General features: G+C 37.1%; 20 protein-coding genes. 19 read left to right on the top strand and 1 reads right to left on the bottom strand.

Annotated elements, in window-relative coordinates; translation table 11 throughout:
* Positions 1 to 7 precede the first annotated feature (7 nt).
* From AB1401_04760 to AB1401_04780, 5 genes are all read left to right on the top strand, one after another.
* A complete protein-coding gene (locus tag AB1401_04760) occupies positions 8 to 1,747 on the top strand; it encodes a hypothetical protein (GenBank protein ID MEW6614756.1) in 1,740 nt (579 codons plus the stop codon).
* 188 nt (positions 1,748 to 1,935) lie between these two features.
* The gene (locus tag AB1401_04765) at positions 1,936 to 2,967 is read left to right on the top strand and encodes an NAD-dependent epimerase/dehydratase family protein (GenBank protein MEW6614757.1); all 1,032 of its coding nucleotides are present in this window, start codon (positions 1,936 to 1,938) and stop codon (positions 2,965 to 2,967) included.
* Positions 2,967 to 3,842, top strand: coding sequence for a glycosyltransferase family 2 protein (locus AB1401_04770; GenBank protein ID MEW6614758.1), 876 nt, complete (start codon positions 2,967 to 2,969; stop codon positions 3,840 to 3,842). The genes AB1401_04765 and AB1401_04770 overlap by 1 nt, the downstream gene beginning before the upstream one ends.
* 167 nt (positions 3,843 to 4,009) lie before the next feature.
* On the top strand, positions 4,010 to 5,371 hold the full coding sequence (locus tag AB1401_04775; GenBank protein ID MEW6614759.1) for a DUF4910 domain-containing protein: 1,362 nt from the start codon (positions 4,010 to 4,012) through the stop codon (positions 5,369 to 5,371).
* 64 nt (positions 5,372 to 5,435) lie between these two features.
* Positions 5,436 to 6,242, top strand: a complete 807-nt coding sequence (locus AB1401_04780; GenBank protein MEW6614760.1) for a hypothetical protein — start codon at positions 5,436 to 5,438, stop codon at positions 6,240 to 6,242.
* On the opposite strand, the gene AB1401_04785 is transcribed toward AB1401_04780, so the two are convergent.
* On the bottom strand, positions 6,235 to 7,008 hold the full coding sequence (locus AB1401_04785; GenBank protein MEW6614761.1) for an IS1595 family transposase: 774 nt from the start codon (positions 7,006 to 7,008) through the stop codon (positions 6,235 to 6,237). The two genes, AB1401_04780 and AB1401_04785, sit on opposite strands and share 8 nt — an antisense overlap.
* A 148-nt stretch (positions 7,009 to 7,156) precedes the next feature.
* On the opposite strand from AB1401_04785, the gene AB1401_04790 reads away from it, so the two are divergent.
* The 14 genes from AB1401_04790 to AB1401_04855 all read left to right on the top strand — a co-directional run bounded on the left by AB1401_04790 (position 7,157) and on the right by AB1401_04855 (position 23,595).
* Entirely contained in the window at positions 7,157 to 8,809 is a 1,653-nt protein-coding gene (locus AB1401_04790) for a radical SAM protein (protein MEW6614762.1), read from the top strand.
* Positions 8,810 to 9,078: 269 nt separating this feature from the next.
* Positions 9,079 to 10,776 (top strand): hypothetical protein, encoded by a 1,698-nt coding sequence (locus tag AB1401_04795; GenBank protein MEW6614763.1) that lies wholly within the window; start codon positions 9,079 to 9,081, stop codon positions 10,774 to 10,776.
* A gap of 156 nt (positions 10,777 to 10,932) precedes the next feature.
* Entirely contained in the window at positions 10,933 to 11,763 is an 831-nt protein-coding gene (locus AB1401_04800; protein ID MEW6614764.1) for a class I SAM-dependent methyltransferase, read from the top strand.
* Positions 11,764 to 11,870: 107 nt separating this feature from the next.
* Positions 11,871 to 12,983, top strand: coding sequence for a glycosyltransferase family 1 protein (locus AB1401_04805; GenBank protein MEW6614765.1), 1,113 nt, complete (start codon positions 11,871 to 11,873; stop codon positions 12,981 to 12,983).
* Entirely contained in the window at positions 12,983 to 13,942 is a 960-nt protein-coding gene (locus AB1401_04810; protein ID MEW6614766.1) for a glycosyltransferase family 2 protein, read from the top strand. The genes AB1401_04805 and AB1401_04810 overlap by 1 nt, the downstream gene beginning before the upstream one ends.
* A 24-nt stretch (positions 13,943 to 13,966) precedes the next feature.
* The gene (locus AB1401_04815; GenBank protein MEW6614767.1) at positions 13,967 to 15,352 is read left to right on the top strand and encodes an O-antigen ligase family protein; all 1,386 of its coding nucleotides are present in this window, start codon (positions 13,967 to 13,969) and stop codon (positions 15,350 to 15,352) included.
* A 4-nt stretch (positions 15,353 to 15,356) separates the two neighbouring features.
* Positions 15,357 to 16,484 (top strand): glycosyltransferase family 4 protein, encoded by a 1,128-nt coding sequence (locus tag AB1401_04820; GenBank protein MEW6614768.1) that lies wholly within the window; start codon positions 15,357 to 15,359, stop codon positions 16,482 to 16,484.
* A 63-nt stretch (positions 16,485 to 16,547) separates the two neighbouring features.
* The gene (locus AB1401_04825; protein MEW6614769.1) at positions 16,548 to 17,561 is read left to right on the top strand and encodes a glycosyltransferase family 4 protein; all 1,014 of its coding nucleotides are present in this window, start codon (positions 16,548 to 16,550) and stop codon (positions 17,559 to 17,561) included.
* A 96-nt stretch (positions 17,562 to 17,657) separates the two neighbouring features.
* Positions 17,658 to 18,266 (top strand): acyltransferase, encoded by a 609-nt coding sequence (locus AB1401_04830; GenBank protein MEW6614770.1) that lies wholly within the window; start codon positions 17,658 to 17,660, stop codon positions 18,264 to 18,266.
* A 3-nt stretch (positions 18,267 to 18,269) separates the two neighbouring features.
* Positions 18,270 to 19,313: a glycosyltransferase family 2 protein gene (locus AB1401_04835; protein MEW6614771.1), complete on the top strand. Its 1,044-nt coding sequence runs from the start codon at positions 18,270 to 18,272 to the stop codon at positions 19,311 to 19,313.
* A 3-nt stretch (positions 19,314 to 19,316) separates the two neighbouring features.
* Positions 19,317 to 20,237, top strand: a complete 921-nt coding sequence (locus tag AB1401_04840) for a hypothetical protein (GenBank protein ID MEW6614772.1) — start codon at positions 19,317 to 19,319, stop codon at positions 20,235 to 20,237.
* A 28-nt stretch (positions 20,238 to 20,265) separates the two neighbouring features.
* On the top strand, positions 20,266 to 21,549 hold the full coding sequence (locus tag AB1401_04845) for a glycosyltransferase 87 family protein (protein ID MEW6614773.1): 1,284 nt from the start codon (positions 20,266 to 20,268) through the stop codon (positions 21,547 to 21,549).
* A 93-nt stretch (positions 21,550 to 21,642) separates the two neighbouring features.
* Positions 21,643 to 22,521: a decaprenyl-phosphate phosphoribosyltransferase gene (locus AB1401_04850; GenBank protein MEW6614774.1), complete on the top strand. Its 879-nt coding sequence runs from the start codon at positions 21,643 to 21,645 to the stop codon at positions 22,519 to 22,521.
* On the top strand, positions 22,522 to 23,595 hold the full coding sequence (locus tag AB1401_04855; protein MEW6614775.1) for a DUF362 domain-containing protein: 1,074 nt from the start codon (positions 22,522 to 22,524) through the stop codon (positions 23,593 to 23,595). It begins immediately after the preceding gene.
* The last annotated feature ends 2 nt before the right edge of the window (positions 23,596 to 23,597 follow it).

Genomic DNA, 23,597 nt, shown 5'->3' on the forward strand with positions numbered 1-23,597 from the left:
AGCACATATGCCCCGTAATAACGAATTTAAGTTGATTTCAGGTGTGTTGCCAATTGTACTGGCATTGATTGGCATTGTGATGATTGCTACTTCTCTAGTCGCTGATTGGCTTGGCATTGGCAGCCAGCCAGGATTTGGGGAAAAACAAGTCCTGCTGATATTTGTTGGAAGCCTTATCTTGCTCGTTTCCTTGCGTTTTTGCACAGGCAAAGAGATCTTTTTATTTCTGTTGCCCCTTCTTCCCTTTCTTTTTTTTGCCTATCTTTTTTATAATGTTACTGTTGAAGATACTTTCATAACTTTCAGGTATGCTTCACATCTGGCGAACGGCCACGGACTAGTGTGGAATATAGGGGAAACCCCCTTAGAGGGATATACGAGTTTTCTGTGGATTACAATATTATCGATTTTTAGTAAGTTAGGTCTAGATTTGTTCCACGTATCTAAAATCATAGGAATAGCCTTTGGCCTAGCAACAATTATCGCCGTATATTTTGCAGCTTACAATTTATCTGGTTCTATAAAGGCAGCTCAGGTAGCCAGCATCATATGTGCAGTTTCACCATCTGTGGCTTTTCATAGTGTAACGGGCATGGATACAATAGCCTTCACTTTTTTTGTCACCCTTCAAATAGCACTCGCCTTTAGTCTTATTAACGATTTTTCTATAAAAAAGGAGGCGTTGCTATATGTTTTATTCTTGTTAACCGGATTAGCACGCCCTGAAGGTGTGCTTATAGCAATTGTAGTTTTGTCGTTCCTTTGGGCAGGGCACCGCCCTTCTACCATTGTTCTTTTGCTTTTCTTTGTTTTACCCGGACTAGTGTATATGATTTGGCGTTATAGTTATTTTGGTCCTTATCTTTTCCCTAATTCCTTTTATTATAAAGCGAGCAGCCAGCTTCTTGTACAATCATCAGTGGATTCAATAAAGAGATTTCTGTTCTTTTCCTGCAGCCCGTTTCTCATATTGGGTGTGGAGCATCTAATAGCAGCGAACAAGCTTTCAAGGAAATATATACTCATACCAATTATAATAGCCTTATTTCTGATTCCTTACATTAGAGTGAATCTGTGGATGGGCTATTTAGACAGATTCTTCATCCCAATATATCCTTTGGTAATAGTATTTGCTGCCCCCAGAATAAGTGAGTTGTTGGCCAAAGTAACCTTTGATCGTGTAAGACTTATCCACTCGTTGTTTAGCCTTTGTGTTATTATCGCTTTCATTGGTTACCCTCTAATTGTCCCCGAGCGAACGGTTGGCTATTCTAAGGTGCTTGCCGATCAAAGTAGAATTGGTTATGAAAATGCCCACATTAAAATAGGGAATATACTGAAGAGATTTTCCAACAATAATGACTATACCCTGGCTGTGACTGAAGCAGGGGCAATACCTTTTTACTCGGGATGGAGAACTATTGATACAGGTGGGCTCAATGATAAATATCAGACAGAATACTTAGCACAACATGGAGGGAGATTAAATCTTAACTATATTTATGATCAACGTCCTGAGATAATTATTGTAGTTACTAAAGACCCTGAGCGTATTACCTACCCACTGGATAGACAAATAGTGGAAGACCCTAGAATAAAGAATTATGAGTTCTTAGGACGATACATTTCTTGGTTCGGAGCTTGGGAAATATGGGAATGGACGGTTGTTTACATGAGAAGGGATGCAAAGGATCTCAACCAGTTGAAGATGGAACTGAAAAAGCATGCGGATGTAAAGGCGCCTTAGTAGTAGGGCAAGTCACATGCGCACAGGCGGTTTGAATTATGCACAGTAGCTTACCTTCTGAGAAATGGAGGCATGGCGGTGGTTGACAACATGGACTTGTCAGGAGGGGCATTTGAGGAATTGTTGCTGCAAGCTGGATTAAACGGTTATGCATACGGAGATTTAACCGGGAGAAGGATGAATATGCCATGAAAGCTCTCATAACAGGTGGAGCCGGGTTTATCGGATGCAATTTGACTGACCGGTTGTTCACCCAGAAACAGTCGGTTACCATCTTTGACAATCTCTCACGCCCGGGCACACCACAGAATATAGCCTGGCTACGTGAACGCCATCCAAACCAAGTACATCTGATCGAGGGAGACGTTCGGGACGTCCAGTTGGTTGCTCGTGCATGTCAGGGAGTAGACATTATCTATCACCTGGCGGCTCAGACTGCTGTGACAACATCCGTCAAGGATCCGAGGACCGACTTTGAGATCAATGCCCTTGGAACTCTGAACGTCCTTGAAGCTGCACGAACTTGTGGTTCAAATCCAATCGTTATCTTTGCTTCTACAAACAAGGTGTACGGCCAACTGGAAAATATAACAACTGAGAAGCAAGCAACACGCTACGTTTACAAGGATAGACTCTACGGCGTAGATGAGACGCAAATGCTCGATTTTCATTCACCTTACGGGTGCTCCAAAGGAGCAGCAGACCAATACGTTCGCGATTATGCGCGCATCTATGGATTGCGCACGGTTGTTTTCCGCCAATCTTGCATCTACGGTCCTAGGCAGTTTGGTATAGAGGACCAGGGTTGGGTGGCATGGTTTATTATTTCTTCTGTGTTGGGTAATCGGATTACAATCTACGGCGACGGCAGGCAGGTGCGAGATTTACTACATATCAACGACTTGCTTGATGCCTTTGAAGTAGCTAGAGCCAAGATTGAGATATCAGCGGGTCAGGTGTATAACATTGGCGGGGGTTATGACAATTCCTTGTCCATTTGGCTGGAGTTTGGCCCACTTCTCGAAGAACTTCTGGGACAAACCATTGAGATTTACTACGCGGATTGGCGACTAGGTGATCAGCGGGTTTATATTAGCAACTGTCAAAAGGCAATCAACGACCTTAGATGGCAACCGCGCATTGGTATACGAGAAGGCATCAAGGATCTGATAGCCTGGGTCAAGTGTAATCGTTCGCTCTTTGAGGAGGTATTTTGCTGATGGGCTATGTTGATAATATCACCGCAACAGTTTGTACACTAAACGAGGAGGATAACATTGCCGAATGTTTAGAGACCATAGCTCGCAATAACCCGCGTGAGATTATCGTGGTTGATGGGGGATCGGAAGATGCAACGGTACATGTTGCTAAGCGCTTTACTGACAAAGTCTATGTCGTGGGGCGCAAGGGATTGGCTTTTCAACGCCAGTATGCGGTTGATCATGCCACTGGCAAGTATGTAGGAATTTTTGACTCAGATCACCGACTATCAGAAGGTTGCCTTGAGAAATTGGCAGAAGAACTTGAAGCCAACGGATATGACGGCATCGAAGCCCAAGTTCTCAGTGTGCAGAACACGAACTATTGGGATTGGGCGATGGACCAAAACGTTAAGCTGACTCACAATATCCCCGGTCCGCGGATCATGATCGGCACTCCTTGCCTATATTGTACGGAAGTACTGCGGAAGGTACGCTTTGATCCGTTCTTTACAGCAGCAAGTGATGACACTGATCTCTGCTATCGCCTAGTGAAAGCCGGTTACAAACTTGGAGTAGGAACTCCCATAGTCTATCACAAGCATCGCAGTTCGTTCAGCCAGTTCATTCGAAAGTGGCAATGGTATGGGAAGGGTGATGCTCAGTTCTTCTGGAAACACTCCGAGAGGCGATGGAGCATCTTCAGCCATCCTATTCGCAACTATGTCATTGGTCGTAGCATAAAGAGTTTGAAAGCAGGGAAACCACAGCTTGTCCTTTTCTTCGTCATCTGTGGTCTCAGTCGGCACTATGGCTTCTGGAGGCAGTTTCTCTCGATGCTTGTTAGTAGAGTGACTACCGGGGAGGTCGAAGATCGAAGCATATACAAGACCTAACTGGACTTTTGCAAAAGGGCTACCCTATAATACGATTGAGCGGAAAAAGTCTATGGACGTTGAAGCCTTGAGCAGCACAAACTGCCTGCTAACCGGAGACTGTGAGCGGCGATCATCAGCTGTGGTCGATAATCGCTGGTGGATATGATTATAGGATTAATTCAAATATGTTGCCTGAGTTATCAGAAAACAGATTCAAAATACTTGTAACTGAAGCAGAATATCTTCTCAAGAAGTTATTTCCCATTTGCCGTAGTATTACAGGTAATGGTGTCAGGGAGTCTTTAAAAATCTTATTGAATATTTGCGACTTTGACGTAAAAGAGATTCCTTCTTCAACGAAGGTATATGATTGGACTATACCTGATGAATGGAATGTGAGGGATGCTTATGTTGCTGATTCTAGAGGAAAGCGAATAATCGATTTTCGGAAGAATAATCTTCACTTGGTCAGTTACAGTATTCCAGTTGAAAAGAGACTATCCTTTGAAGAACTCGATCAGCATCTTCATACTCTGCCTAATCTACCTAACGCAATTCCTTATCGGACAAGTTACTACAACCATAATTGGGGTTTTTGTTTGACTCATGATGACTATGTAAAACTTGACAGAAGTGATGAATATCATGTCGTAATTGACTCGACACTTGAGCCAGGTTATTTGACATACGGCGAAGAAATAATCAAAGGAAAATCTGATAAAGAGTATCTAATATCTTCTTATTGCTGCCACCCATCTCTAGCTAATGACAATCTTTCCGGTGTGGTATTGTGGGCACTTCTTCTTAGAGAAATGCGAGGAATTGAACTGGAACATAATTATAGGTTTATTTTAGTACCTGAAACAATCGGTGCTATAGCCTACATGGCAATACATGAGGATGAAATGACGAATATTGATGGAGCGTATGTTATTACTACTGTAGCAGGGCCTGGTGATTTTGGTTATAAAAAATCATTTAAAGGACATGACACCATTGACAGAGTTGTAAAGAGAACCCTTGAAGAAGAGAATATAAACTTTAAAGAATACGAATTTAATGCCGCCGAGAGTGATGAGAGGCAATACTCATCACCGTTTTTCAGGATACCTACCGGAACTATCTGCAAAGATAAATATTACGAATATAGATATTACCACACATCTCTGGACAATCTTGATTTCATAAGTTCGGAAGATTTAATTAAGTCTTTGGATCTATATATGAAAACAATACAAAAGTTGGAAATGAATTTCACATTTGTATCCAAGAATCCTAAGTGTGAGCCGATGCTAAGCAAACGGGGATTATACCCAAAGACTGGTGGAGGAGTTTTTCAGAGTGTTAATGAAGGAATCGAACCACAAAAAAGAAAGAATCTTTCAGAACAAGACATTCAAGCAATATCTTGGTTGTTGTTCCTATCAGATGGAAATTACTCCCTTTTGGATATTTCAGAAAAAACAAAAATTCCATGTAATAGACTTTATGAGAAAGCTAGGATCCTTGAAGAACACGACTTACTGACACAAATAGACCGTCTATGAACCATCTATTTCATTGTGCGACATGATTAATTCAACCATTTGAATAGAAATGGGGGCTAATAAAATGACGTATTCTATCGAAGCCAAGGAATTGAGGATTGGTAAGGGTGTTAGAATTGGTGAAGGTGTTAATATTTCATGTAGTGGAGGGACTGCGGAAAAAATAGTAATCGGAGATGGAGTTTATTTAGGACATCATATTGAAGTTGATTGCCCTATAGTGGAGATAGGTGATTATACAATGATTCGCGAATACACACAGATATTAGGCAATAAAAAGTGTGAGATTGGAAGCTGCTGTTGGATTGGTCAATATTGTATAATAAACTCTACAGCCAACTTGAGGATTGGTAATGGTGTTGGTATCGGTGCCCATAGTCAGCTTTGGACTCATATACGTTTTGGCGACACGCTACAGGGATGCAAATGGGATGATGATAAGGAAATGCTGATTGAAGATGATGTATGGTTTGTAGGGCACTGTTTAGTTTCGCCAATACACGCTAAACGAAAAAGCATGGCTATGCTAGGTTCTGTAATAACAAAAGATATGGAGGAGAATCATATATATGCTGGTGTTCCAGCCATAGATGTTACTGAGAAACTTGGCACACAGTATGAGGATGTATCAGTTGACCAAAAATACACCATTATGAACAAAAAGCTTGAAGAATTCTACAAGATTAATCCACAATACTCTCGTTCAATAACAGTAGTGAAAAAGTGGACTAAAAAGCAGGATCCAAATGTAACATACTTTAATGTATCCGACAGAACTTATGTTAAAAGACTAACTGAAGAGGAAATAGAATTCATGAAATTCTTGCTTATGAAAATCAAATTCTATCCCAAATCTTTTATAATCACCTAGTTTTTTGCTCTTTTAAATTCAGATAGCGGTGGTTATAACGCCAGACATATTCTCCAAGGTAAAGATGTAAACGGGAATGCCTTATACCGCCTTTAGCAGTCAACTTGCGTTTGAGGTAACCCCAAAAACCTTCTAGTCCATTAATATGATTGCCATCAGTTACAAAGCTGTCTTTGCTGTGTTTCACAAGGCGATGGACATAACCTTTGGAAGCAATGCCGGTATATCCGCTCCAGGTATCGGAAAATACAACTGAGCCTCTTTTTACCTGTTTTAGGATTCTTGGCTGCAACTCTATGGCGTCTGCGCTGTCTATCAGTTCGGCCCAGACTTTACCGTTGCGGCACAGTATCCCAAAGACAGCCTGTTTGCTAGTGCCACGGCCACGTTTGGGTTTTTGGCTACTTCGCTTAACTGATAAGCGTTTGTTTTTCCATTGACCACCAAGATAGGTTTCATCAACCTCAACTGTTCCCTCAAATATATCGGGAACATCTTTGGTCATTGCAACTCGCAGCAGAGTAAGAATCTTCAGTAACATGTACTTAGAAACATCGACTCTGCTGATTATAATGTTAGTAGAATGCTCAAGTAGAAATTCCTCTATGATCTGTCGTAATTTGGCCCTTGATATCTTTACAGAGCACCTTGGATCGCTGAATGTTTTCCTGCATTGGGCACATCTATTACGACCATCATTAAGTAACCATATTTTTGTACTTGAACATTCAAGGCAAATTAGCTTCATACCTGCATAATATAACATTACAGGTACGGATTTTCAAACTTTACCCTTTATTTTGTGTGGAATTTTTCGTCATTACGGGTTTCAAAAGGAGGCGATTAGAATGCTTATGGGTAAGAGATTGGATAAAGACATATATAGAACATGAAATAGTAAAAAAGGGATAAATATGAAAAATCAACTGAAAATATTATTGATAAATCCATTCTTCTTTTTCTTTTCACAAGATCGATACGATTTAGAAAAAGTGAAAAATAAGACGGAGTTTGTTGAAGCTCCACTTGGACTTGGGTACCTTTCGGCTTATATTAAGAAGTATTTTAAAAATATAGACATAGAAGTGTATGATGCAAATGCTATGGCAATTAGTGAAATAATAAAATCAAACGATGTCAATATGAAACATTTATTTGGATTAGTTGAGACCAAGATAAAAACGTACCGGCCTGATATTATTGGAATTTCAGCGCTATTTGAATTTAATGGATATATAGCTTTGAAATTCATACATTTAGTAAAAAAAGCAGAAAAAAACATTATTACAATTATGGGTGGCGCTTATGCTTCACACAGTTTCAATAAAGCATTTAAGAATAAAAATTTGGATTTTATCATAAAGGGGGAAGGCGAGGAAGGATTCAGACAGTTCATTGAATATATTTTAAACGAAAGGAATGTTAAAGACGTTGGAAGCCTAATATATCGTAGTAACGGAGGAATAAAAGCAAATTCCACTGTATTAGTTAACAACATTGATACAATTCCGCGGGTCGATAGATCAAATTTTTTGATGGATTTATATGCGAGTTATTCTGTCAGGTTAGCTAATCGTCATTCGAAGATTAGTTATATACCCAGACTAGCTTCCATATTAACATCCCGGGGATGTCCCTATAAATGTGCCTTTTGTTCAACAAGACTGCAGTGGGGACCAAAGATAAGATATCGTAAAATAAGCGATGTCATGTCTGAAATTAAGTGGTTAAAAGACACATACAATATTAACACATTCTTTTTCCCTGATGATAATATCTGTACCAACTCAAAACATTTTATTGAGTTCTTAAAACAACTTAAAAAGGAGAAGATTAAATGGCTCAGTGGCGGATTTCAAGTTTCAGCTATGACAGATGAAGCTATTAATCTTTGCATTGAATCAGGTTTGTTATATTTCCCGATGTCTTTCGAATCAGGAGCTAATGAAACTCTAAAAAAATTGAAAAAACCACTAAATATTAAACAATCTGAAGACTTTGTAAAAAGAGCCCGTTTAATAGATAATAATATATATATTTTTGGTTCTTGGATTACCGCCTTGCCATTTGAAACCTTAGAAGATATTGATAAAACGCATGCTTTTGCAAAATATTTGGATTTAGATTGGTCTTCTTTTTATTGTTACCAACCATATCCAGGGACAGAAATATATCAATATTGTATCGATAAAGGTTACATTCAAGAAAATGAAGAAAATGTGAAAAGCCCTGTTGCTTTGTTAAATGCAATCAGTACTGAGAATTTTTCTGCAAGTGAAGTTGTCTTTAAGAATTATTGCGCTAATATTGATATTAATTTTTTAAATAATAGAAACCTGAATGGTAGGGGTAATTTCACCCAAGCATACCGTGATTTTGTCGATATAATAAATAACTATCCAACACACGTTTTTGCTCATTATGCCTTATCAAACTACTTTAATAATCTGGGTAATAAAAAAAAATCAAGATATTTTCTGATGAAAGCAAGAGAAAGTTCTGAAGTAGAAAAATTTTATGAACCATTCATAAAACACTTTAATTTAACAAAAGAACTATTAGAATAGCTTACGCATGGGCTCAATAGAAAGCCTAGTATAAACACTAGATGTTTGATTCAATGTATTCAAAATAAGGCTCCCTTGAGGTTCATTCCGGAATTCCATAAGACCACAGGCGTAATAACGCGTTAGGACAGGCTGTACCCAAGAATTTCAAAAGGTTCATCATAGCAAGTATTCGGACGTCGTGATTCGAGAATTTTACTTTCTCACGATTATCATTTCTTTTTATAAGGGCGCATAAGTAGGGATTTAGTTTTCACACGAATAATATTATGGGAAAATTAAAACAGTATTATCAAATTGTTAGGTTGGTAGTGAGCATTATCCGTCATAGCATTTTCTATATTGTTAGAAACCTGAAAGGTATTTTTTCAAGTCCCAAAACTCATCTAAAAAAAGTGGATCAATCTGTGGATTCTACATACCAAAATTTTTTAAAAATAAACTATTCAGTTTGGGAAAATTTTCTTGAAGATATTAAGGATATAAAAAAGGGATATATTCTCATTGATGGGCGTGTCAATCACCCAGGATATTTAATGACAAATATAATTGTCGCAAATTACATCCGTAAAAATACCCAACTATACCCCTTAGCTTTTTTGACCGGTCGAAAAGAAAAAAAAATCAGTAATTTTTTTATGTCTTACGGGGTAAAAGATTTTTTTCATCTTAACGCTAACAAAAGTAATCTTATCTGTATTCTAAAAAGCTTCCTCACACTTGTCAAATTGGCATCTACTTTGAAAAGAACAGATGATATACTTAAATTAAAGATTGATGGTATATCGATTGGTTATCTGCTTTATGACGAATATCTTAAACAGACGGGCAATGGAACAATTAAGACAATAACATTTAATTTTTACTGGGTTACATTTTGGGCGTTGCGCTGTTACTACCATTTCGACAGACTATTCAAGAAGAAAAACATATCGATAGTTGTACAGCCTGAGATAAACTATGTCGTTGGAGGGTTACTGAGTAGAGTTGCCTTGAAACATGGCGCCGTTATTTACTCTCCGTGGTATTGGAGATATGGAATCGCGGTCAGAAAGTATGATGATCCAAAATCTATTCACACTTATCAGGCAAGACCTTCCAAAAAACTTTATGATTATTTCTATAAAAATCACAAAAATGAAGCTATTAAAGCTGCCGAAGAATTTTTACAGCAACGGTTTTCAGGAGAGGACGAAGACAAGGATGCTGTATTAGCTTTTTCTAAGACAAAAAGAGTATTATCAAAATTAGAAATCTGTAAGATGTTTGGATGGTCTATCAATGTCCCAATCGTATGCATAATGTCACATGTTTTTGTGGATGCACCCCATTGCAATAATTGGATGCTTTTTAGAGATTTTCTAACATGGTATCAGCTAACACTTAAGGCTATCCATTCGATAGACCATGTAAATTGGTTAATTAAGGCCCACCCTTCTGAGAAGTATTATTTTTGCAGGGAAACCACTGAAAGTGAATACCAAATCTTAGCTGGAGATTGTTCCCATGTAAAAATTTTGCCTGATGATGTGAACTCAAAATCTTTACTTAGTACCGTTCAAGCTATAGTGACAGTATCTGGAACTGCGGGATTGGAGTTTTCATGTTTTGGTATTCCTTGCATTTTATCTGGTGAGAGTTCATATTCTGGTTTCGGGTTTACGACTGAGCCGCAGTCGCAAAAAGATTATTTTGAGTTACTAAAAAACATTCACAAAGTTAGACCGTTAGATAACCACCAAATTGAGAAAGCAAAATTATTTGCGTATCTATATTTTATCTTATTCTGGGTACATTGCAATCTGATTCCAGCGATGAGTACCCATAATGATTTCGAAGAAGAATGTGTATGGAAAGAAGCGACAGATATGATAATAAACCACAAACCATCAGATGAGAAACTCTTTCATCTAGTTCAAGCACAGATGGCTGGAAATCATACACGTTTAGTAAATTGGGATTTTTAACTTGATAATTCCCTGGAGCTTGCTACAGGGTTTCAATAGTCATTGCGAACCCCCTATCAAGTACGGGGCAGGCGCAGGAATCCAGAAAACTAAAAGACTGGATTCCGTGTCAAGCACGGAATGGCAGAATAATATTATGTGAATCAGAAATAAAATATGAAATGTAATGTATGTAATTCAAAGCTTATCTTTATCTTTACCAAAAAAGTTCTTTACAAGTATGATGTTGATTACTTTCAATGTTCAAATTGTCAATTTATTCAAACACAATCTCCATATTGGCTGAAGGAGACTTACAAAAATAATACACTTGGAGTACTGGACGTTGGCGCTGTTAATAGAAATGTGTTAATGGTTGAAATTTCAGAAAGGATAATTAACGCGCTATTCCCATCAGCATCAAAATTTCTTGATTTTGGAGGTGGTACCGGGTTGTTTGTGAGAATGATGAGAGATAAGGGATACAACTTTTATAGACAGGATAAATACAGTGAAAATATTTTTGCGAAATACTTTGATATTAACGATTTGAAAGATTTTACCAAATTTGATTTGTTAACTGCATTTGAGGTCTTTGAACACTTTGAAAACCCGATTGATGAGATTAACAATATGTTACTATTATCAGATTCTTTACTATTTAGTACTGAGTTGCAGCCAGAAAATAATATCGAAGATTGGTGGTATTTTGTGGCAGAGGAAGGGGAACATATATCTTTCTATAGTATTGAAACATTAAGAGAAATTTCCAATAGATTAAATTGTTTCTTTTTCACAGATGGATCAAGTATACATTTTTTAACAAAGAGAAGATTCCCAATTGATAATAAAAAGTTTAAACGTATTTTATTCCCTCTAAGAATTGTTGTTTATAGGAAACTTATAGAAAAATTATTTTTATGTAAGCACAGAAGACAAAAAAGACAATCTCTAATAAAAAAAGATTTTAACTATATAAAATCAAAATTAAATAGTTCAAATCAATGAACTATGACTGAATATTTTCAAGAAACCAAGATCATCTAGGCTATGAACGCTTTTTTGTTAGTATTTAAACTTTTGACTCACCTTTGTTCAAAGAGTTGATTAAACATATGAACGTTGTTATCGATGGGATAATATATAAAATGCAGGCATGGGGAGGAATTGCCCGTATCTTTAATGAAATTCTTCCACGTATATGTAATATCGACAGGTCACTCCACATTACCTTATTGAGTTATAAGAGCAACTGCCAAACTTTACCAGCCCATGATAATATCCATGACCTATCTCTTCCTCAGGCACAAAGATTCTTGCGCCCTGGTTTTTTATGGAGACCATTTGTGCCAAAAATTCAACAGCAGATATATAACCTATTTCTTAAGGAGTTACAAAAACAGATATGGCATTCAAGTTATTATACCCTTCCTGATTTATGGAAGGGCCCTCTCGTAATAACAGTTCCTGATATGGCACATGAACGTTACCCGGAGTTTTTTGGAAAAGAAATAAAAGAGTTTCGTAAGCTGAAGCAACGATGTATTCTTAATGCCGATGCAATCATCGCCATATCGCAGACAACGAAAAACGATCTGATTTCATTCTATGCCATAAATGCCGATAAAATATGGGTTGTTCCGCCGGCGTGCAGCGACGTTTTCAGGGAGAAAGGAGCTGATGAGCACTGGGCTGCAATAATACCCGGAAAGCCATACCTGCTTTATGTGGGTATCCGGTCACATTATAAGAATGTCGATCGACTGATAGAGGCATATCGACAATGGCGGGGGCATGAGGAAGTTGATCTGGTAGTTGTTGGTAGGCCATGGACATTGAATCAGATTGATGAGTTGAAGAGGCTCGGGTTGGATAGGTACGTTCATCTTCTCGGACACATCGATGATCGCACTCTGGCGAAGCTCTATCGCAGGGCAGTGGCATTGGTATACCCATCGCTTTACGAAGGATTTGGAATCCCATTACTTGAGGCAATGGCTTGCGGATGTCCCATTGTTGCTTCAAAAATACCATCAACAATTGAGGTTGCGGGTAAATGCCCTGTGTACTTTGATCCTCAGGATTCAGACAGTATGGTAAATGCATTTGAAATAGCGTTAACTGAGGGGCGAAATTCTGCCCGGGTTGAAAAAGGTTTTGAAAAAATCAAGCATTATTCATGGGATAAAACTGCACAGCAAACCCTTGAAGTATATAGGGGTCTTTAATGATTTGCCCAACATTAAAAGATCTTCCCCCTCCTCTGTCAGGAAAAACCGGTTGGCCATGGACAGAAGAAACCCCGCCATTGCAGGATGCAATGTCAAAAAACCTTGAATTGCCGAAAATCAGTATAGTTACGCCTTCATATAATCAGGGGCAATTTCTTGAGGAAACAATCCGTTCTGTTTTGCTTCAAGGGTATCATGACCTTGAATACATTATTATAGATGGGGGAAGTACTGACAATAGCGTAGAAATAATTCGGAAATACGAGCCATGGTTAACTTATTGGGTAAGCGAGAAAGATAACGGGCAATCCCATGCCATCAACAAAGGGTGGAAAATGTCTACCGGTGAAATAATTGCTTATCTTAATTCTGATGATACTTATAAATCAGGATCTGTTTCCTATGTGGCAAAATATTTTCAGGAACATCCGGAAGTAGATATGGTTTATAGCGATATACATATAATTGATCAACAGGATAAAATTATAAAACCCTGGTCAAGAAAAGAATTTGATTTAGAAAAATATATAACTGACTATAATTATTACATACCCCAGCAAGGCGTCTTCTTTAGAAGTAGCATCCTTGAAAAGGTAGGTTTTCTGGATGAAAATCTCCATTTCAAGATGGATCGGGATTTTTTTATAAGGATTGGAAAAATCGGCGTTGTAAAAAGAATACCAGAGTATTTAGCAAATTTCAGAACCCATCCTAGTGCAAAATCAATTCCTAAAAATGAAGGGAGGGCATGGAGAGAGTTTATTCAAATTCGTCGTAGATATGGTGCTTCTTTCTCACCCAAACTTTATTTTAGCCATTATTCAGGGCTGATTAAACAGAAGTTCCTTGTAAATCCTCTAATGAAATTTACTTTAGGAGAAAGCTTAGTCAATATGATACGGGATAAAAACATAAAACGGGAATTAGGGCTATATGAAAAAAGGGATAATCGTTAAAGTTAAGAGGGCTAGAAGAAATTTATGTTGAATTATAAAAATAGAGACATCAGCTTTATAGTCTATGCAATATTTATAATGACAGCATTTTTTAGTGCTCGCCTGATTCTTATGTTTACAAATTTATTTAAAACGGAATCAATGCTGTTAATAATACTTGCTGTTCTGATTATCATAACTGTTTTTGTCTTTTTAATTAAGTACCCTGAAGCAGGGATTGTTTTTTATGTTTCATGTTTGGGATTTTTAGACCCTCCGCTTGAGGCAATAAATGTCCCTGAGGGGATGCGTGCTTTACCATTTGCAATTATACTTCTCTTTGCACTCATTATATATATAGGTAAAGAACGAAAAGCAATCTCCTTCGAGAAGGTTTATATCTTACCCGTCTCTATTCTGATTTTATTGATTGCAGGTTTGCTATGGAGTCCTTCTCCAATATATGGTTTTCATAAAGTACAGGCTTATATCCTATATAACCTTTTTATTTTCCTGGGGGTGACTTTATTTAGAGGCGATAAAGAACGATTAAATAATATGGTATTTGTTTCAGTATTATTGGGCATTATTGTTTTAATTTCAAGTTTAATCTCTTTTTTCATACAGGAACCATTAGGGGTAGCCAAACGATTCCGGTTTATGGGTTTTTCATCTCTTTCACTTGCCAGGTCAGCAGGACTTTTTACTATTTCGTATCTTCTCATAGCCCGGCTAACCGATTCTTTTCGAATGAAGGCATTGCTTTATGGGATGATTCCCCTTTTTTTATTTCTTATATATACTACCGGCTCCCGTATGCCTGCTATCTCAATCTTTATTGTTTTTCTTGTATATTTAACATTGATTGAAAAAAGACCTCTCCTGCAAAAAATTGTTTTCATGATAGTTTTTGCTGTAATCAGTTATGGGGTTTTTTTATACACTCCGGAAGATCCAAGACAACGATACATTGCACTTTATCAAGGTGAAGATATTGAACTTGATTACAGGTATAGCGGCAGCAGGAGAAATGTTTATGATATTGGTGTGCAGGCATTTCTCTCTTACCCCTTAATCGGGCTGGGTACAGGGGGGTTCTCTAATTACTCCGCAGTCAGTGATAACAAAATTTATCCTCATAATTTGATTCTGGAGGTGGCATCTGAGTTTGGTGTCATTGGATTATCAGTTATTGTGGTGTTCCTCTTTTTCAATTTTGTAATTGCTTTAAAGAGTATTTTCAAATATCGGGAGTTTAAGAAAAAACCTCTTGCCCTGTTTTTTGGAATTTTGACGTTTCTACTCGCTTTCTTAAACTCGATGACAACCGGTGACATAACAGACAACCCAATGATCTGGTTTGGCTCGGCATTGATGTGGACTGCGTGGAAAACCGAAGAATTGACCGGGGAAGCAAATTCAGAGAGATAGCGCTGTGCCAGATTTAAAAAATCGAAACAGGCTCTTCTATATAGGTTCACGACCAAATGATGAAACCACTGGTGGCGCAAAGTATATGAATGAAGTTCTTGATTATCTGGATAGTCATTTTTCATTGATTATTTTAAATCCTGAAGAAGAAAGGTTTTTCAAAGAGAGGGTTAACATATTGAATCTTGGTTCAATAAAGGCTCAATTTTTATCCAACCTTTGGGCAATTAGAAAATTGAAGGAAATTGGGAAAAGTGAAATCATTATCATGAATTCTTACCTGAGGCATCGGTTTCTATTTTTTGCCTTATGGGCTAGGAGCATAAAAAAATGTCAGCTTGTTATCTTTGTTAATGCAATCTATCATTATTCCCTGAGAAGCGGGTTTCTAAACAGATTAGATAAGATTATTACAAGAATTTTACTCAACCAGGCAGTGCTTGTAATTGCAAACAGCAATGCTACAAAAGAAGAATTAATAAATCTGGGTGTAAAACCGGATAAGTTTGAGGTGATTTATCCCCGACTCGATATGCCTCCGGAAGTTGACTTGCCAGGTAAAGAAAAAGAGAACGGTATCTTTGATATCCTGTTTGTCGGTTACTGTGAACCCTTTAAGGAACTGCATGTCTTAATAAGAGCAATAGGTAGGCTAAAAGATCTGCCTGTTTGCTTACATATAGTAGGAGAAAATAAAGGCGAGCCAGAATATATGGATATGCTGAGAGATTTAATAGCAGATTTGGGACTTGAAGATAAGGTAATTTTTCATGGAAGGCTGGAAAAGGCTGAGCTATCTACCTGGTTCAAAAGAGCGGACCTCTTTGTTTCTCCCTCAAGGGGAGAGGGTTATGGAAGGGCACTGGCAGAGGCTATGTATTTTGGCCTCCCAGTAATAGGTGCAGATAAAGGGGCTTCCAAAGAGCTTATCGAGCATGGAATTAATGGTTTTTTGTTTGAAAGTGGGAATGATGAATCTCTGGCCACGTTTATTTTTAACCAGTATAAAGATGAATCATTAAGACAGCAATTTGGTAAAACTGGTAAAGAGTTAATAAAAAATAAAGCAAATTTTAAAAGAAACATAGGTAAACAGTTTTTTAATATTCTACAAAAGTATTCCTTATTGTGAAGCTTTTTAAAAGAATATAAGCTAAAATTAATAAGTTATCTTTACAATAATAAATATTAGTTTATGAAGATTCTTTTTATAAGACAGTATGCACCAGGTTTTTTTAGTACTTTTATTGATAAAGATTTCGACATTTTGCGAGAGGAACATGAAGTAGTTCGATTCGATTTCAGGGGATTTCAAGATTTGCCAGCTATGGTGAAAAAAGTCCAATGGTGCGATTTAACCTTCTCGTGGTTTGGCAAACTCCACGCTTTTTTCGCAGTTCTGTTATCTAAGCTCCTTGATAAAAAATCGATTGTTGTTTCAGGAGATGATGATGTCACAAATTACATAGTTGCAGGTAAACCTTATGGGCTCTGTGCTCACCCCATAAAGAGATATTTTGCATATTTTATTTTTAGCCACACTGATCTTGCTATAGCCATCTCTGAATTTGGCTTACAGGAGACGATTTTTAACGCAAAAGCCGATCCAAAAAGAACAATGCTGATTTATCATGGTTTTGATCACTCGACATTTAAATTATTACCAGGAATCATAAAACAGGGAAATATTGTAATCACAGTTGCGCATATTAATGAGGAAAATTATCATAGAAAGGGACTTAAACTATTTGTTGATTGTGCAAATCTGATGAAGGATATCAATTTTATAATAGTGGGGCCTTCGGATTTAAATACATTGAATTTATTAAAAAATAGAGCTGGCTCAAATGTTTCTTTTATTGGGCCCCAGTATGGGCAAAATTTAATAGAGACTTTAGGCAAAGCATCAGTATACGTTCAAGCGTCGGAATGGGAAAGTTTTGGCTGTTCCGTTGCAGAAGCTATGTTGTGCGAGTGTGTTCCTGTGGTATCTAAACGAACTGGTTTGCCAGAAGTTGTTGGTGATGCTGGTTATTATTTAGAGTATCTAAGCCCGCAAGAGTTGGCTGATACAATTAAAACTGCTCTCGTAAATCCTCAAGTTGGAAAGTTGGCACGCCAAAGAATTATAGAACACTTTCCATTGGAAAAACGAAGAAAAGAGCTGCTGGAAACGACAAAATCTTTAATGGGTGGTATGAAGTCGTGAGGATCATCTATTGCACATCCTGACACATATTTTATCTATCATACGATTTGTTTTGGTCAAGACTATAATTATTTGTCTGATGTAAAAGGAGCGAAAATGAATAATGTGTTTATTCATCCATCAGCAGAAGTTTCAAAAAATTCATCTATTGGTAAGGGGACAAAAATCTGGAATCATGTTCAAATAAGGGAAGGTGCAAAAATTGGAGACAACTGTATCGTAGGCAAGGATGTTTATATTGATAAGGGCGTAAAAATTGGAAATAATACGAAAATCCAAAACGGAATTTCGCTTTACAATGGAATTATTATTGAAGATGATGTTTTATTAGGTCCACATTGTGTTTTTACAAATGATTTATATCCTAGGTCATTTATTGCAGATTATAAAATTTATCCTATCCTTATCAAACGGGGGGCTTCAATAGGGGCTAATGCGACTATCGTATGTGGTATTACAATTGGGAAATATGCAATGATAGGAGCAGGATCAGTTGTCACAAAAAATGTTCCGGACCATGGGTTTGTTCTGGGCAATCCAGCTCGTCTCCGTGGTTTTGTTTGTCATTGTGGAAAACGTCTGAAAATTATGCGGAGACTTGATAATCATATGATCCTTATTTGTGAGCACTGCCATGAAAAACTTGATATTTCTTTATTAGCAATTGATGCTATAGTGGATATCTACCAGCTTGAGGATGATTAAACAGTGAGTAAACTTGTTTCAATAATTATACCTTTTAAGGATGAGGAAAAGTATTTACAAAAGTGTCTAAACTCTGTAACCAGTCAGACATACAATAATATTGAGATTATTCTTGTTGATGGAATGTCTCAAGATAACTCAGCTAAGATCGCAACTAATTTTGTTGCTCTTCACCCGAACATTTATATTTATGAGAACCAAAAATTGAATTCGGCTGCCGGACTTAATATTGGCATAAAAAAATCTCGTGGGGAAATCGTTATTATTTTAGGGGCACATTCAGAAGTTTTTCCTGATTATGTTTCAAAAAGTGTAGACTTGTTAGAAAAAACTGAAGCGGTTGTAGTTGGGGGCGTGTTAAACACTATGGGAAATGGGTATTTTGGCGAAATTATTGCAGTTGTTCTTTCTTCGGCTTTCGGAACTGGGTCAAAATTCAGATTTAAACATTCTCCTCAGTTCGTTGATACAGTCCCGTTTGGAGCATACAGGGCAAGTATTTTTAAAGAAATTGGTTTGTTTAACGAGGATATTCCTAGATGCGAAGATCTAGAATTAAATCATAGGATAATAAATGCTGGTGGGAAAATATATATTCATCCTGATATCAAAGCTACTTATTATTGTCGCAGAAAATTAACTGGTTTTATGAAACAAAGTTATGGGAATGGATACGATATAGTACGAGCGTTTTTACAAAACAGAAATGCGGTATCGATAAGGCATCTAGTACCATTTGTATTCTTATTTTCTATTATCATTCTATTAGCAACATCTTGTCTTTGGCGAATATCGAAAATTTTATTAATATCTGTCGTAAGCGTATATATCTTAAGCAGTATCTTTTTTTCAATTAAGTTGTCTTTTCATTATAAAATAAAATATCTGCCATGTTTGCCTGTTGTGTTTGCGATTCTACATCTGAGTTACGGAGTAGGTTCGTTCGTTAGTTTTATAAAAAGTTTTCGAAGAGAAATATTAACAAAGCTCCTAAGTTTTTATCTATTTGCCTCATTTGCCCTTTGGTCTTTTAGGACACATATATAATTAATGGTATTTTCATACCCAAAGCTGAGTGAATATGATTTTGGTATAATTCGTCTTTTTGGTTCAGGACTCGGCAATTTACTTTTCCCCTGGGCTCGCTTTATTGTTGCAACCAAAAAATATAATTTAACACCTATTAACCCTACTTGGCCACAAATAAAAATAAGAACATTCGTTAGGGGAGATCGCGATAAAAGAAGTTACATTAACTTTTTTTGTACTCCTTCGAGATATATTAAAGGAGTAAAAAAAATTTTATTATTATCGAAGCTATCAAAAATAACCGAAGAGGAATTTATTAAAAATCATAATAGAGACTATTCAGATACAATAGTAATATTCGAAGGAATGAAAAATTTATTTCAGGATATTTTAAAAGACTCCAATATGATACTTAGTGAACTTGTCTCGATTACTAAGTCAAAACATAAGTCAGGGCTTTTGTTTGACTTCTCAGGTTCTATTTCTGTTCATGTTCGACTTGGTGATTTCAGGTCTTCCATGGTAAGTCGTTTAGGGAAAACCCTTGAAGAAGGCGGATGGAACCTCCGTATACCTATCTCTTGGTATGTAAGTAAAATAAACCAACTTCGTGATGAGTTGGGAAAACAAGTCAAAGTATTTGTGTTTTCAGATGGTACAGACGAAGAGCTTTATCCCTTGGTGAGTTTGCCAAATGCAGAGCGGATATTTTTTGGTTCAAGTATTGCTGATTTGCTTGCCCTAAGCCGTGCAAATATCTTGGTAGCATCAGGCTCTACCTTTAGCATGTGGGCATCTTACCTCGGCAGAATGCCAGTTATCTGGCACAAAGGGCAGCTTAGACAGAGACTTTATGCTGAAAATGAGTCTTCTGAAATAGAGCTGTCTGAAGATGAAAATATTCCAAATCCATTTTTTCGTGTATTATGTGAACGAACTTAACAATAAGATCGAAAATATTGATTTACTAATGGGGATAATTGGAAAAACTGCAAAATATTTTAACCAAAAAACTTTAAGGCTTTTAGCCTATAAAAATGAATATGACCTTAGACCCTTTCTAATTTCTATAATAATTTTATATTTCTTAATCATATATATATCATCTTTTTTTATGTCCTATCATCTCTTCTGGCGAAATTATCTTGGAGTTCCTGCTTTAAGTCCTGGTTTTGCTGATCTTAGAGGTCTTCTTTCCGGAGTTGAATCATATCGAGAGGGTTATGACCCTTATCTTGACAACCCCCATGATCCATTTGGAAGGAAGTTTAATTATCCAAGAATATGGCTTAACTTGAGTGTTTTAGGAATAACCCAGAGCTTAACAAATTTAGTTGGAATCATATTTGCCTTTCTTTTTTTTATTTTGTTGTTATTAATTTTTAATAAAATTAACCTTGGCGAGTTAGTTTTTTATGCATTAGCTATCATTTCCCCAACAGTTATGTTATCGGTTGAACGAGGAAATACTGATCTTGTTATTTTTATGTTGATAGTCTTAGGATTGTTAATTTTAAATTCAAAAAAAAATTCGAGTTTCTGGGGGTATTTCCTATTAATTATTTCGACTATTCTTAAATTATTTCCCATTTTTGCATTTGCCAGTGTTTTAAGAGAGAAAAAAGGTGTTTGTATATTCACTTCTATTTTTGCATTAATAATTTTTTCTCTATATATTTATCTGAGCAACGATTTTTTTCTCATTAGCCGAAACACCCCTCGTTCTATGGGAATGTCTTATGGAGGACTTATAACTTTTGATTGGATTAACACCATTATTAAAAGGGTTTTAGAATTTAATATACCCCGTCCAACAATAATAATCATTTATGGGATATTTATTTTCTTTATTTTTTTATTATCTTATGTCCTTGCTGCTAAATTTGGAGGTATTACTAAGGATTATGAACCCTCTTTACATCTGGACGCATATAGAACTGGATCTTTCATTTTTATTGGTACATTTATCTATGGAAACAATTTTGATTATCGTCTTATTTTTTTGCTTATTGTATTGCCCCAAATGACATTATGGATTAAAGAACAAAAAGAATTCAGTAAAACATCTAAATATGCACTCATTTTATTGATTCTAACGCTCTACCTTTCCAGACTTGGCCCAAACTATAACCTCAATATTGATGAATTCATAAATTGGACACTGTTGATTTATTTTATATGGACAAACTTAGTGATATTACCCAATTGGGCCAAGAAAATTGTATTTCTTGGTCAGGTAAAGGTTTCTGTTTAGATTTTTTCTTAAATGATTGCTTCATCCGCCTCTGGCGGGTTCACAATGACAAACTGGGCATTTTTAAAGGTCTCAGGAAAGGAATAAAACATATTGCAAAACGTCTATGCTATGCTGGAAAGTCTACGCCCAAGGCATTGGATAAAAAACTTTGTTGTCTTCGCAGGGCTTTTATTTTCTCAAAACATTTTCAATTTTCCCCTGTTATTCAAAGTAATATTTGCCTTTCTTATTTTTTGCCTTCTCTCCAGCTCCGTTTACATTCTCAATGACCTTACCGACCTGGAAGAAGACAGACGCCATCCGGTTAAATCTCGCAGACCACTTGCTTCCGGAAGGCTTAAGGTCTCTCATGCCATATTAATACTGATATTTCTCATACCCTTCTTGCTGGGAATATCTTATTACCTTAGCCTGTCTTTTTTCCTTGTTGCGTTAGCTTATTTCTTACTTCAATTAGCTTACTCTTTTTCTCTGAAGCGCATAGTTATTTTAGATGTTTTTGCCATTGCCTGCGGTTTTGCACTCAGGGTTGTGGCTGGTGCAATGGTCATCGATGTAGAGATTTCCTCCTGGCTTCTAATCTGTACAATCCTTCTTGCTCTCTTCCTGGGATTTAGTAAGAGAAGACATGAATTGGTGGTGCTGGAAGGGGGGGCTCAGAAGCATAGAAAAGTTCTGACAGACTACAGCCCTTACCTGTTGGACCAGATGATCTCGGTAGTTACTGCTTCAACTGTGGTATCCTATGCCCTCTACACAATGTCCAGAGAAACGATAGAAAAGTTTGGCACCAGAAACCTTATATTCACCATACCATTTGTCCTCTACGGGATTTTTCGGTACCTGTATCTCATTCATAAAAAGGAAGAGGGAGGCAACCCGGAGAGTATTTTAGTTACAGATAAGCCTTTAATAGTTAGTATCCTTTTGTGGGCGATAACAGTAGGAATAATATTATACGGGAGATAAATGCCAATATCAAAAGTGGCGGCACTAAAAACCAGCCCCGAGACAATCCTGGATGATTACAAGGACTTAATGCATCTTGCAGAATACGATAAGTTTATTTCCAAAGATAAAGACACCCTTTTGAAACTCAATCTTTCATGGACAAAGTACTTTCCTTCCTGTTCTTCCCAACCCTGGCAGGTGGAAGGGGTAGTAAAAACCCTTATTGATGACGGCTTTTCCAGAGAAAGGCTGTTCCCTGTCGAGAATAAGACCGTGGTAACCGATCCCAGAAAAGGCGCTGTTAGCAATAAGTGGCTCCCTATATTGGAGAAATATGGACTCTCTTTCATACCGTTACCCGAGGTTAAATGGGTTAGATATGAGTTTAAAGAAAGACTTTTAAAACTGGACAAGATATTCCCTGAGGGAATTGAGATACCTGAGATGTTTATCGGGAAGAATGTTATTCACCTTCCAACGATAAAGACACATGGACATTCTATAACAACCGGAGCGGTTAAAAACTCCTTCGGGGGGCTGCTTAAAGAAGTAAGACACTATGCCCACAAGTATATTCATGAGGTTTTAGTCGATTTGATGATAATGCAGAGGGAGCTTCATCCCGGGATTTTTGCGGTAATGGATGGAACGGTATGCGGTGATGGTGCAGGACCAAGGACAATGATCCCTGAGATTAAGAATTACATCTTAGCCAGCAGTGATTCAGTAGCCATAGATTCCATCGCTGCCAGAATGATGGGATTTAATCCCATGGAGATCCCTTATATTCGTATGTGTCATGAGATGGGACTGGGGGTTGGAAACCCTGATGATATAGAGGTAACAGGAGAAGATATTTCTGATATAAGCTTTGGTTTTAATACAAAAAGAAGTTTAGTTATATGGGGAGACCAGCTGCTTCGAAAAGGGTTTTTGAGATTTTTGGAGAAACCCTTGCTTAATTCACCCTTAGTTTTCTGGGCACCGTTTGCCTCTAATCTTTACCATGATTATCTCTGGTATCCCCTAATTGGGAAGAAGAGAATCAGGGAATTTATGAAGACGGAGTGGGGAAAGCTGTTTAAAGGTTAAGA

This window comes from Thermodesulfobacteriota bacterium, from assembly GCA_040757775.1.
In the GTDB taxonomy this organism is placed as follows: Bacteria; Desulfobacterota; UBA8473; order UBA8473; family UBA8473; genus UBA8473.

Bases quoted from the DNA above. Each gene is read 5' to 3' on its own strand.
- AB1401_04795 (MEW6614763.1), top strand. From the start codon at position 9,079: ATGGGAAAATTAAAACAGTATTATCAAATTGTTAGGTTGGTAGTGAGC.
- AB1401_04815 (MEW6614767.1), top strand. From the start codon at position 13,967: ATGTTGAATTATAAAAATAGAGACATCAGCTTTATAGTCTATGCAATA.
- AB1401_04840 (MEW6614772.1), top strand. From the start codon at position 19,317: ATGGTATTTTCATACCCAAAGCTGAGTGAATATGATTTTGGTATAATT.
- AB1401_04810 (MEW6614766.1), top strand. From the start codon at position 12,983: ATGATTTGCCCAACATTAAAAGATCTTCCCCCTCCTCTGTCAGGAAAA.
- AB1401_04805 (MEW6614765.1), top strand. From the start codon at position 11,871: ATGAACGTTGTTATCGATGGGATAATATATAAAATGCAGGCATGGGGA.
- AB1401_04765 (MEW6614757.1), top strand. From the start codon at position 1,936: ATGAAAGCTCTCATAACAGGTGGAGCCGGGTTTATCGGATGCAATTTG.
- AB1401_04825 (MEW6614769.1), top strand. From the start codon at position 16,548: ATGAAGATTCTTTTTATAAGACAGTATGCACCAGGTTTTTTTAGTACT.
- AB1401_04770 (MEW6614758.1), top strand. From the start codon at position 2,967: ATGGGCTATGTTGATAATATCACCGCAACAGTTTGTACACTAAACGAG.
- AB1401_04775 (MEW6614759.1), top strand. From the start codon at position 4,010: ATGTTGCCTGAGTTATCAGAAAACAGATTCAAAATACTTGTAACTGAA.
- AB1401_04790 (MEW6614762.1), top strand. From the start codon at position 7,157: ATGAAAAATCAACTGAAAATATTATTGATAAATCCATTCTTCTTTTTC.
- AB1401_04800 (MEW6614764.1), top strand. From the start codon at position 10,933: ATGAAATGTAATGTATGTAATTCAAAGCTTATCTTTATCTTTACCAAA.
- AB1401_04785 (MEW6614761.1), bottom strand. From the start codon at position 7,008: ATGTTATATTATGCAGGTATGAAGCTAATTTGCCTTGAATGTTCAAGT.
- AB1401_04845 (MEW6614773.1), top strand. From the start codon at position 20,266: ATGGGGATAATTGGAAAAACTGCAAAATATTTTAACCAAAAAACTTTA.
- AB1401_04830 (MEW6614770.1), top strand. From the start codon at position 17,658: ATGAATAATGTGTTTATTCATCCATCAGCAGAAGTTTCAAAAAATTCA.
- AB1401_04760 (MEW6614756.1), top strand. From the start codon at position 8: ATGCCCCGTAATAACGAATTTAAGTTGATTTCAGGTGTGTTGCCAATT.
- AB1401_04855 (MEW6614775.1), top strand. From the start codon at position 22,522: ATGCCAATATCAAAAGTGGCGGCACTAAAAACCAGCCCCGAGACAATC.
- AB1401_04780 (MEW6614760.1), top strand. From the start codon at position 5,436: ATGACGTATTCTATCGAAGCCAAGGAATTGAGGATTGGTAAGGGTGTT.